General features: G+C 60.6%; 6 protein-coding genes. 5 read left to right on the top strand and 1 reads right to left on the bottom strand.

Features of this window, described 5'->3' with window-relative positions; all coding sequences use genetic code 11:
* The 5 genes from AC1DYF_RS39200 to AC1DYF_RS39180 form a co-directional block, all read left to right on the top strand.
* Nucleotides 1-4,120, top strand: a 4,120-nt coding sequence (locus AC1DYF_RS39200) for a VCBS domain-containing protein (RefSeq protein WP_477884202.1), incomplete at its 5' end; no start/stop codon positions are given.
* A gap of 625 nt (nt 4,121-4,745) precedes the next feature.
* On the top strand, nt 4,746-5,099 hold the full coding sequence (locus AC1DYF_RS39195; protein ID WP_477884200.1) for a hypothetical protein: 354 nt from the start codon (nt 4,746-4,748) through the stop codon (nt 5,097-5,099).
* Nucleotides 5,100-6,596: a phospholipase D-like domain-containing protein gene (locus AC1DYF_RS39190; protein ID WP_477884199.1), complete on the top strand. Its 1,497-nt coding sequence runs from the start codon at nt 5,100-5,102 to the stop codon at nt 6,594-6,596. It begins immediately after the preceding gene.
* 300 nt (nt 6,597-6,896) lie between these two features.
* Nucleotides 6,897-9,206 carry a rhodanese-like domain-containing protein gene (locus AC1DYF_RS39185; RefSeq protein WP_477884197.1) on the top strand — a complete coding sequence of 770 codons (2,310 nt, stop codon included), beginning with the start codon at nt 6,897-6,899 and terminating at the stop codon, nt 9,204-9,206.
* Between the two features lie 146 nt (nt 9,207-9,352).
* A complete protein-coding gene (locus tag AC1DYF_RS39180) occupies nt 9,353-11,707 on the top strand; it encodes a cadherin domain-containing protein (RefSeq protein ID WP_477884195.1) in 2,355 nt (784 codons plus the stop codon).
* A gap of 662 nt (nt 11,708-12,369) precedes the next feature.
* On the opposite strand, the gene AC1DYF_RS39175 is transcribed toward AC1DYF_RS39180, so the two are convergent.
* On the bottom strand, nt 12,370-12,766 hold a 397-nt coding region (locus AC1DYF_RS39175), incomplete at its 5' end, for a hypothetical protein (protein ID WP_477884193.1).

Here is a 12,766-nt window from a genome sequence, read left to right as displayed (position 1 = left end):
GACGGAGACGGATTCGGCTCAAAACACTGGCGGCAAGCTGGATGCTTCCGACGTCGACAGCTCTGCCGCCTTCGATGTGCAGACCGATGTCGATGGCAGCCACGGCTTCGGCAAGTTCTCGATCGCCGCTGACGGCACCTGGACTTATGTCATGAACGACGCCCATGATGAGTTCAAGGCGGGTCATGACTATACCGACAGCATCACCGTGACCACCGCCGACGGCACCAGCCAGGTGATCACGGTCACCATCCAGGGCACCGATGATGCGGCTGTCATCAGCGCCGGCGGCGACAGCGGCACGGTGACGGAAGACTCAGTCACCAATCCAATCCAAGGCGATCTCAACAACACCGATGCCGACGACGCCAACGATCAGTGGACTGCCACAACCATTTCCGGCGACGATCATTACGGCACGCTGACGATGGATGCGGCCGGCAAGTGGAGCTACCAGCTCGACAACAGCAATACGGCGGTCAATGCGCTCAACGTCAACGACCACCTGACCGACACATTCACCGTCCAGACGGCAGATGGTCAGGATAAGGTGATCACCATTACCATCGATGGCGCCAACGATGCTGCCGTCATCACCGGCACGGCGACGCAGCAACTCAACGAAAATGATGTCGCCCAGAACACCGGCGGCAAACTGAGCGCCACTGATGTCGACAGCTCCGCCAACTTCGTCGCACAGAGCAATGTCGCCGGCAATCACAACTATGGCACGTTCACCATTCTCGCTGACGGCACCTGGACCTATGCGATGAACGATGCCCATGACGAGTTCGTCGGCGGCCAGGATTACACCGACAGCATTACCGTGGCCACGGCGGACGGTACCACGCAGGTGATCACGGTCACCATCCACGGCACCAACGATGCCGCCGTGATCACCGGCACGGCCACGCAAACACTCACCGAAAGCGATGTCGCCCAGAACACCGGCGGCAAACTGAGCGCCACCGACGTCGACAGCTCGGCGCTGTTCACGGCACACAGCAATGTCGCGGGCAATCACAACTATGGCACGTTCACCATTCTTGCCGATGGCACCTGGACCTACGCCATGAATGGCGCGCATAACGAGTTCGCGGCCGGCCAGGATTATACCGACAGCATCACCGTGGCCACGGCCGATGGCACCACCCAGGTGCTGACCGTCACCATCCATGGCACCAATGATGCAGCGGTGATCACCGGTACGGTCACGCAGTCGCTCAGCGAAAGCGATGTCGCCCAGAATACCGGCGGCAAGCTCGATGCCACCGATGTCGACAGCTCTGCCAACTTCGTTGCACAGAGCAATGTCGCCGGCAATCACAACTACGGCACATTCACGATCCTCGCTGACGGCACCTGGACCTACGCGATGAACGACGCTCATAACGAGTTCGTCGGCGGTCAGGATTACACCGACAGCATTACCGTGGCCACAGCGGATGGTACCACGCAGGTGATCACCGTCACGATCCATGGCACCAATGATGCCGCCGTGATCACCGGCACGGCCACGCAGCAACTCACCGAAAGCGATGTGGCGCAGAATACCGGCGGCAAGCTGAGCGCCACCGACGTCGACAGTTCGGCGCTGTTTACGGCACAGAGCAATGTCGCGGGCAATCACAACTACGGCACGTTCACCATCCTCGCCGATGGCACCTGGACCTACGCCATGAACGGTGCCCATAACGAGTTCGCGGCCGGCCAGGATTATACCGACAGCATCACCGTGGCCACGGCCGACGGCACCACGCAGGTGCTCACGGTCACCATTCACGGTACCAATGATGCGGCGGTGATCACCGGCACGGCCACGCAGTCGCTCACCGAAAGCGATGTCGCCCAGAATGCCGGCGGTAAGCTTAGCGCCACTGACGTCGACAGCTCCACCAACTTCGTCCCGCAGAGCGGCGTTGCCGGCAATCACAACTACGGCACGTTCACGATCCTCGCCGACGGCACCTGGACCTACGCGATGAACGGCGCCCATAACGAGTTCGTCGGCGGCCAGGACTACACCGACAGCATCACTGTGGCCACAGCGGACGGTACCACCCAGGTGATCACCGTCACCATCCATGGCACCAATGACGCGGCGGTGATCACCGGCACAGCGACGCAGCAACTCACCGAAAGCGATGTGGCGCAGAATACCGGCGGCAAGCTGAGCGCCACCGATGTCGACAGTTCGGCGCTGTTCACGGCACAGAGTAATGTCGCGGGCAATCACAACTATGGCACGTTCACCATCCTCGCCGACGGCACCTGGACCTACGCGATGAACGGTGCCCATAACGAGTTCGCGGCCGGCCAGGATTATACCGACAGCATCACTGTGGCCACGGCCGACGGCACCACGCAGGTGCTGACCGTCACCATTCACGGCACCAATGATGCCGCTGTGATCACCGGCACGGCCACGCAGCAGCTCACCGAAAGCGATGTCGCCCAGAACACCGGCGGCAAACTGAGCGCCACCGACGTCGACAGCTCGGCGCTGTTCACGGCACAGAGCAATGTCGCGGGCAATCACAACTATGGCACGTTCACCATCCTCGCCGATGGCACCTGGACCTACGCGATGAATGGCGCCCATAACGAGTTCGCGGCCGGCCAGGATTATACCGATAGCATCACCGTGGCGACGGCCGACGGTACCACGCAGGTGCTGACCGTCACCATCCATGGCAGCAACGATGCAGCGGTGATCACCGGCACGGCCACGCAGGCGCTCACCGAAAGCAATGTCGCCCAGAACACCGGCGGCAAGCTCAATGCCACCGACGTCGACAGCTCGGCGCTGTTTACGGCGCAGAGCAATGTCAATGGCAGCAATGGTTATGGCAAGTTCACCATCGCCGCCGATGGCACCTGGACCTACACCATGAACAGTGCCCATAACGAGTTCGTCGGCGGCCAGGATTATACCGACAGCATCACCGTGGCGACGGCCGACGGCACGACCCAGGTGCTCACCGTCACCATGCACGGCACCAATGATGCGGCCGTGATCGGCGGCACGACCACGGGTTCTGTCACCGAGGATGCAACGCTGACCGCGAGCGGCGCGCTGACGATAAGCGACCCCGAGTCGGGCCAGAGCTCGTTTGCGGTGCGCAACAGCGGTAACCCGATTGCCGGTACATATGGGTCGCTAACGATCGATGCCAGCGGAAACTGGGTCTATACGCTCAACAACTCGGCGAGCAATGTGCAGGCTCTGGGCTCGGCAGACCATGTGCACGACCAGATCCATGTGACGTCGGCAGACGGCACGGACCAGGTTATCGACATCACGGTGAACGGTGCCAACGACGCGCCGACAACACCCACCTTCGTGGCGAGCAAAACCGCCACGACCGATGGGGCCAGCCTCGACCTCGGCAAATTCCTTTCTACCGATCTCGATACCGGCGATAGTGTCAGCTACTCGATGACGAACAACTTGTCGGTCGGTACCTGGAGTGTAAACTCATCCACCGGCGAGCTGACCGCAAGCAGTGTCAACACGAGCAACAATACCTTCAATGGCACGATGACTGTGACTGCGACGGACAGCCATTCGGTGGTTTCCCAGACCTTCAGTGTCTGGATCGGGCGCGATGGCAATGGCAGCAATGCAGACAATACCATTACTGTAACCGGCACGAATCCGAGTATTGTCGATGGCCGAACCGGTGACGACGTGATCATTGGCGCCAGCGGCACCGACTATATCTATGGCGGGGCCGGCAATGACACGATGAAGGGGCTCGGCGGCGCCGACTGGTTGACCGGCGGCACCGGCGATGACCACTTCCGCTTCGAAGCGGTCAGCAATTCGACGCAGTCGGCCTTCGACACCATTCTCGATTTCCAGCACGGGACGGGCTCGTCGGGTCACGATTTCATCGACTTTGCCACCGCCCTCGGTCTGACCGCAACCGGTACGATATCCAGTGGAAACCTGGCTGCCCATACCGTTGCCTGGCAGAGCGACGGAAATGGCAACATGTTCGTTTATGCCAATACCGGAAGCGCGGCCGAAAGTGTTGCAAGTGGAACGCACATCATCGAAATCGAACTGATCGGCGTCACCACCCTGACCGCCAGCGACTTCAATTTGCTCGCATGACGGACTGAAAACTGCTGAGGGCGAGCGGGCATTCTGATGCGGATTTACCTCCGCTCAAGCTCGCCCTCCTGCTGCGGCAAGGGTGCGGCAAGGGTGCGGCAAGCTGCGGCAAGGGTGGACAAAAAAGTTGCTTGCCGCATGTTTTGTTCAATGAAATCAAGGACTACGGCAAGCGCGGCAAGCAAAGTGCGGCAAGCGCGGCAAGCAGCTGTAAGTCATTGAAATCATTATGCGGCAAGCTGCGGCAAGGGGCTCTCTCCTACGGAGAGAAGGCGCGCTTGCCGCGCCGTCTTCCGAAAAGGGTAGGGGCCGTGTGGGCGGCTCAATCGTTCACGACTTTATCGCCGTCGCCTTGGCTGGCACTCCGACGCTTGGACGGACGATACGAAGCGGCGGGCTCTTGATAATGTTTGTCCAGAGAACAAAATAGGAACCTGTCCAGGGAAAGAATGCGCCCCATGATCCAGTCTGCTCTCTTCGATGGTCCGGCACCGCACAGCCAGCATGTCGAAGCAGGCTTTCGCGGATGCGCTCCCATTCGCTTGCCTCGGCGACACGGAGCAATCTTCGATGATCTCTTGCCAAACGCCGATGTTCTGCGGGATCGGCTGTTATTGGCACGAGGTTGAATGACATCGGGGTTCGGAGGGATCGCGACAGCCGCGATACGATTGCCGCCGCCGCCATCGGTGCAATCCGCATTCTATACGGTAAAAAGGGCCGAGAAGCAGAAGGAACCCCAATCCGGGTCACGCTGTTTGATAGGGCCGCAGTTGATTCGGTCTTGCTCATTATGCGCTCGGCCCCGCCCTCGGCTTGGGATCGCACAGGTGGTTCCGCGGAGAGCGACGGGAACCATCGCCTCGCAATGCTGGTTCCAAGTGGTGAAAATGGCGTGTTCGTGCAAAGTACTTATTTCAAATGCTGCCGGTCGTTGCCATTGGAGATCAATCGCAAGGATCAATCGAAGGGAGGATGAATGTCGTCGCAGCCGCTGCTGAACCCGTCTGAAAATTGCTGGCGGATCGAGCGGGCCGACGAGTTCGCGCTATTGATCGATGCGGACTGCTATTTCGCCGCGGCGCGTGCGGCGATGAAGGCCGCAAAGCGTTCGATCTTTCTCGTCGGCTGGGATTTCGATGCCCGCATCACCCTGGGGCATCCGGACGTGGATGACGAGGGGCCGCGTGGCGTCGGCGACTTTCTGCTCTGGCTGGCAAAGCGAAATCCCGATCTCGAAATCCGGCTGCTGCTGTGGAATCCCGCTTTTTTCTCCAATTGGGTCAAACTATCGAATGTTCCATATTTGCTGCGCTGGAAACTGCATCCGCGCATCACGGTCAAACTGGACGGCAACCACCCGGTCGGCAGTTCGCACCACCAGAAGATTCTGGTCATCGACGACAGTCTCGCCTTTTGCGGCGGCATAGACGTCACCACGGACCGTTGGGACACGCGCGAGCATCTCGACGACGACCCGAGGCGCAAACGGCCGAATGGGGTTGCCTYCGGCCCTTGGCACGACGCGTCCAGTTACTGCATCGGCCCGGCCGCACGTGCCCTGGGCGACCTTTGCCGGGAGCGGTGGAGGCTTGCGGGCGGCAAGCCGTTGCAGCCGGCGGAGGGGCACCAGGCCTTTCCACGGGTGGAGGGCGCGATAGCATTCGGGGCCGTCGATCTGGCGATCTCGCGCACCGGCCCTGAATATGGCGGTCGCGAACGGGTGACGGAGGTGGAGAGGCTCTATGTCGACATGATCATGTCGGCCCACTCCGTGATCTATGCCGAAAGCCAATATTTCGCTTCCCGCATTGTCGCCCAGGCGATGGCGCGCCGGCTCGCCGAACCGGACGGCCCGGAGATCGTCCTGATCAACCCGGTGCAGGCGGACAACTGGCTCGGATCGCTGGCCATGGACACGGCCCGCGCCAGATTGCGGGAATCCATGCACCGGCACGATCGATATGATCGCTTTCGCATCTACCATCCCGTCACGGCGCAAGGCGTGCCTGTCTATGTCCATTCCAAGCTGATGATCGTCGACGACCGGGCGATGCGGGTCGGCTCGTCGAATTTCAACAACCGGTCCATGCGGTTCGACAATGAGTGCGACGTCGCCTTCGAGGCGTCCGGGTCGGATGCGCTGGCGCAAAGGCTGCTGGACCTGAGGAGCGACCTGCTCGCCGAGCATCTTGGCACCGATGCGGCAGACTTCGCGGCCCTCGTCGATCGCAAAGGTTCGCTGATCGGCGCCATCGAAGACGTCAGGTCAGGACGGGCGTCCGGGGCGCAACCCGCCTCACGCACCTTGGTCCCCTATGTCACGCCGGAGATTTCAGACCTGGCCGAATGGCTGGCCGACAATGAGATTCTCGACCCCGAGGGTCCGGAGGCCGTGTTCGAGCCGATCGAAAAACGTGGCCTTTTCCGCGGCAAGCTCAAGGTCCCATTTCGAAGGCGGCGGCCGAAACAATGATCGATGCAAGGTCCGGCGCTTGAACGCAGCCGTTCGGAGGAGGGGGCGTGGACGCGGCAGTGAAATTCGTCTGGGTCGATGAAGTGGAGCGAAGAGCTCGCCTGTAACGGGGCGAAGCTGCGTGCGCGTCTTGTCCGCTGTCGGCCCGAAGAGACATTCCGGCAGCGTCCCAAGCGCGGGCAATATGTCTGGCACGGGCGGGGAAACAAGTGTAGCTTACGGAGGCTAGGAGGCTGGGAAAGTTCCCGTCCCTGAACCGGCGCCACGGCGAGGCCTTCTACACCTTTGGGAGAGGTGGCCATGGGAGCAGTTCGCGCCGAACGGCGGCTGGTTGCCATTCTTGCCGTCGACATTGTCGGTTATTCGCGGCTGATCGAAGCCGACGAGGCCCGGACCCTGGCAGCAATGAAGGCATGGCGCACCGAAATCTTCGAGCCGCTTCTGGAGGATTATCACGGACGGATCGTGAAACTCATGGGCGATGGCGCGATCGTGGAATTCGGCTCCGTCGTCGACGCCGTCGCCTGCGCGGTCGCCTCGCAAAGCAAGGTCGCGGCACGGCAGGTGGATGTCCCGTCCCAATATCGGCTTCTCCTGCGCATGGGCATCAATCTCGGCGATGTCGTCGTCGACGGGGATGATCTGCTGGGCGATGGCGTCAACGTCGCGGCGCGCCTCGAGCAGATATGCGAGCCGGGAGGGCTATTCGTATCCGGCACGGCTTTCGATCACCTGCAGGGCAGGTTCGAATTGCCGCTGGAATTCATTGGCGAGCAGCATGTGAAGAATATCAAGCGGCCGGTGCGTGTCTATCGCGTGAGCTTCGAGGGGAATATCCGGCACAGGCGGTTCAACCCCAGAAGCCTTCGCAATTGGGTCATTCCGGCTGTTTTGGTCCTCTCGCTCCTGATCGGCGCTCCCGCACTGTGGCTGGCGCAGAAGCGCACCAGCGCCGAGACGGCATCCGTTGAGCGGATGGCTTTGCCGCTGCCCCAAAAGCCCTCGATCGCCGTCCTGCCGTTCGACAATCTCAGCTCCGATGCCGAACAGGGCTATTTCGCCGACGGAATGACCGATGACCTGATCACCGAACTGTCGAAACTGTCCGGCATCTTCGTGATCGCGCGCAACTCGACCTTCACCTACAAAGGCAAACCGACCAAGGTGCAGCAGGTGGCCGAAGAACTCGGCGTGCATTACATCCTCGAGGGCAGCGTCCGGCGCGAGGGAAATCACGTTCGGGTCAATGCCCAATTGATCGACGCGATCGACGGACACCACCTCTGGGCCGAGCGCTACGATGGCGAAATGAGCGGCGTCTTCGGGCTGCAGGACAAGGTGATAGGGCAGATCGTTTCGACGCTCTCGGTGAAGCTGACGCGTTCCGAACAGAGCGTCGTGACAGTGCCGGAGACGATGAATCCGCAAGCCTATGATACTTTGCTGCGCGGCTGGGATCACTTTCGCCGGGACAGCGAGGCGGAAACGGTCATAGCCTCTGCCTTCTTCCAGAAGGCCATAGCACTCGATCCGAACTATAGCCGGGCCTATGCATCACTGGCGGCAGCAAACTGGAGGATGAGCATCTCCTCCTGGGATTTTTCCCGTCGAGAGAACGCGATCAAGAACCTGAACAGAAATCTCGAAAAGGCCCTGGAGAAGCCGACACCGCTTGCCTATGCGATATCGGCGCAATGGCTGGCGCAGCAGGGGCGCTATGATGAAGCGTCCGCTACCATCGACCGGGCGATGAAGCTTGCGCCGAACGATGCCGACAACCGTGTCAGCATGGCGTGGATCCTCAACGCCACGGGACATGCGGCAGAGGCGGAACAGCAGGCCCGGCTGGCGATGAGGATCGATCCCCATCTCTCGCAGGCGACGCTGCGCATGTTCGCCATCTCGCTGTTCTCGCAGGGAAAATACGACGAAGCCGCCGACACGTTTGAACGCGTGATCGAAAAGAAGTCCGATGTCCGCGAGGATTACGCCACGCTCATATCGAGCTATGCGCATCTCGGACGCACCGACCGCATCCAGGCGCTGATCGACAAGTACAACAAACTGGCCATGCGCTCGCTGTCCGATCCGCTCACGGTCGAGGAAAGCGCATTTGATTGGTATGGCAGCGCGTTCGGCTATCACAGGCCCTACATCACGCGCCTGCAGGAAGGGCTGCGCAAGGCCGGACTGCCCGAAGGGGCCGGCACGGACCTCGCCCTTGATGATTACCTCAAGTTCATGACCGAGACGAAAGGCGAACTCAGCGTCGACAGGACGATAAAAATCGATGTGACGGAAGCCAAGGCGCTGCTCGCCCGCGGCGTGCCCTTCATCGATGTGCGCGCGCCCCTCAACTACGACAACGGCCATATCCCCAAGGCCATCAACCTGTCGCTGATCACCGCGCTATCAAAGGAAAGCCTCGCCAAGGTGGCGGGCAAGCAAGACGAGGTCGCCTTCTATTGCCAAGGAAAGTACTGCTCTTATTCCGCCTATGCTTCGGCCAAGGCGGTCGCCTGGGGGTATACGCGTGTTTATTATTTTGCGGGGGGATTTTTGGCGTGGGATGATGAAGGGCATCCGGTGGTGGTTGAGGTTGGGAGGTAGGAGGAGGCGATGAGTGACACTCACGACCGCTTTGGGTCCCTGAGCGTTCACCGCCCTCTGACAAGCTGCGCCGCGATCATTCATTTCGCAGGCGACTGGCGCTCGGCATCGTGCTACGATCGCTTCCTTAGTCGGGGTCGACAATTATGGCCGCATTCAACACCATGTACGTGTGGATTGGTGCTTCAGGCGGCGACTGGTACGACAACGTTCACAATTGGACGCCGGGCTATCCGGCAGCCTCTCCGCCTGGTTACGGCGACCTCGCGATTTTCAACAACGGGGTGGCCGAGACGGTCACCGGGAGCGGTGCGGCCTCCGAGATCGATGTCGTTCTCGGAACGACGCTCACGATCATGGACAGCCTGTCGGCTGATGGAGCCGTGTCCGGCGTTGGTCTCATGGTCGACAGCGGCGGCAAGGTGATCGTGGGCAGTGGTGCCACGAAACCCGGTGTGCCGGCGCCCGGCGACGTATCCGTCGACGTTATCGGCTTCACAGGCGCGGGCGCGCTTGATGTCGGCGCCGGCGGCGGGTTGGACGACACCGGGATGGTCCTCGGCGACCGGTCCACGGGGTCCGGCACACTGACGGTGGAAGGAACTGCCATTATCGCGCCCGCCGCGGCACCAAACGGGCTTTTGATCGTCGGCAATGCCGGCTCCGGTGTCGTGACCATACAGAATGGCGGGTCCCTGTCGGCGATCACCGGTACAGTGCTCGGCTTGCAATCGGGATCCAATGGCACCGCGACTTTGACGGGCGCCGGGTCGACATGGCTCGCGGGGGCGCTCACGGTCGGTTCGGCGGGCACGGGCAGCCTTACCGTGCGAGACGGCGGCGTCCTGACCACCACCGGTGGTTCGTTCATCGGCTTCGACGACGCGGCGAGCGGGGCCCATGGCACCGGCAGCGTCACGATCGAAGCCGACGGGACGTTCAACGCATTGACCTCGCTTGGCATTGGTTCCCTTGGCACGTTCCTGGTGAACGAGGGTACAGCGTCCGCCAACGCCATCACACTGTCCGGCGGAACCGTGGTGGTCTCCAACGCCGGCACCGTGATGACCCAGACCCTGACGATGGCCGGCGGAACGATCGATGTCTCGAATGGCGGCGTACTCGTCGATGGTCCGACGGCGGTCTCGGGCACCGCCGGAGCTGTCCTTGTCGAGGCCGGTGTGAATTTCAACGCGCTTGGCACGATCATCGGCCACATCCAACTCCGTGGCGCTTTGCAGGCGACCGGGGCAGCACCAGGTTTGTTGAAGATCGATGGCGACATTACCGGTGGCGGAACCCTCGCGCCGCTGATGACGCTCGAGTTGAACGGCGACGTCGGCGCAAACGTGTCGATCGTGTTCGGCACGTCCGCGGCACTTCAGCCCGGCGTGCTGATCCTGGATGACGCCCGGGACGAATTCGGCACCATCGGCGGTTTCGGCGAGGGCAATACGATCTACATCCCCTCGGGGCACTTTACCAAAACCCTGTTCACGGCGGGCAGCTCGAACAATGCTGGAACATTGACCCTTTCAGGCGGTGGGGAAACTCCACTGACCCTGGCCGTGGCCGGCGACTATGGAGCGTCGGACTTCATTGCCAGTTCCGACACGATGGGCACGACCGTGACGATAACACCGGGCAACCATGCTCCGGTCATCACCTCGAACGGCGGCGGTGCGACTGCTGCCGTCAACCGCGTCGAGAACAGTACTGCCGTGACCACCGTGTCGGCGACCGATCCGGATGCCGGGGCGACACAGACCTATTCGATCAGCGGCGGTGCCGACGCGCGCAAATTCAGCATCAACGCCAGCACCGGCGCATTGAGCTTCGTCGCGGCTCCGAACTTCGAGGCGCCGACCGACGCCGACGGCAACAATGTCTACCAGGTCAAAGTGCGCGCTTCCGACGGCTCGCTGGTCGACACGCAGTCGATCGCCGTGACGGTGACCAACACCGGCGGCGTGACGATCAACGGTTCCGTCGGAAACGATGTGGTCGACGTCGCCAGCACTGTCGTCGGCCAACCATTGCCGACACGCGAGGAAGATACGATCAACGGGTTCGGGGGCAATGATAGGCTGTCCGGCCTCGGCGGCAACGACACGATCAATGGCGGATCAGGCAAGGACATCATCACCGGCGGCAGCGGCGCCGACCGTCTGACCGGCGGCGGCGGCGCGGACAGCTTCGTCTTTGCCCTTGGCGACACCGCGGCCTCGAAGAACAAGGCCGACAAGATCCTCGACATGCAGGCCTCCAGCGGCGACCGCATCGACCTGCATCTGATCGACGCCAACGAAGGCAAAGGCGGCAACCAGACATTCGCCTTCATCGGCACCGACAGGTTTTCCGGCCATGCAGGCGAGTTGCGCTACGAGAAGGCCGGTAGCGACACCCGGATCTATGGCGACACCGATGGCGACAGGAAGATCGACTTCACCGTGCATCTGGACGATGCGATGGCGCTCAAGGCAGATTACTTCGTGCTGTAAGCCTGGAGGTTAGCGAACAGGAGGCGGGTCAATTAGCAGGATCGTTCTTGCCGTCATGCTCGTGATGGCAGCGATCGGATACGCGTCTCGAATTCTCAGCAATGCCCGCATTGTCCGGTTTCTCGCCCGACAACACCCTGAAATCCTCTCAGAATTTCAGCGGCTCACGGAACATCGAAAGGCCGCGTAATGCCAAAGTGCTCGCCAATTCGCCCAGCATGCCGCGTGTTAAGCAGATGGGCAGCCTTCTTTTTGAAATCGGTCATATCGGAGTCGGAACCAGCAAATCGCTAAGCAAATTGGTGCGGACGACGGGAGGGCAATCAATACAAAAAACATGATAAAATCATATATGAAACCTTGTATGTTGGAACCGCCGAGAGTGTCAGCATGTTGGCGAAACTGAGCGGGTGTGAACCGCCGACGTTTTTGACAGCGCATCGATGGAAAAAACAGTGAGGGCGGCCGGGCTCACTCGGAAGGGTGCGAATTCTCAAAGGTCTTCAGAACCGTTTCAAAAGTCGCTGCGGCACTGCCTCATGTAGGGCCATTTTTTAGACGACCGATAACATTACATTATCGGCCATTGACCGAGTTTCGCTCCTGATTTTTAAAAATGCATAACCGCTTCAGAGTGAGCTGGTAGCTCTGTTATCGTTGGTTCACGGGCGAAGTTCCAGTTCGGAATTCGCCGAATCGGACCTGCGGCGCCAACCGAGTTGGTCGAAAAAAGTCTCCAACTGCCATACGGCTTGAGTTGGAACTTCAGTGCGATGCCACTGTCGATTTTTAATAGCGGTGTCAAGATAGCGAAACTCGATCATTCCCGATGCCAATGGCGAGACGCAAAGGTATGGCCCGAAATATGGTTCAGTATCTGTCTGCTGAACACAAAGATCGAACATAGATGTCCAGCCAAATAGACCTTTTCGCAGAGCACTTTGATTGATGAATTTTGCGACGTCTTGAATTCCGCCGATTGCTGCTTTCCAATCATCGCTGCCTGACCGAAACCGGGTAGCGTCGAAATAGCCGACTATTTGCTCCCAGTCCTTTCTC

This window comes from Rhizobium sp. P2_G9, from assembly GCF_056403475.1.
This window is presented reverse-complemented; position numbering and strand designations above follow the sequence as displayed.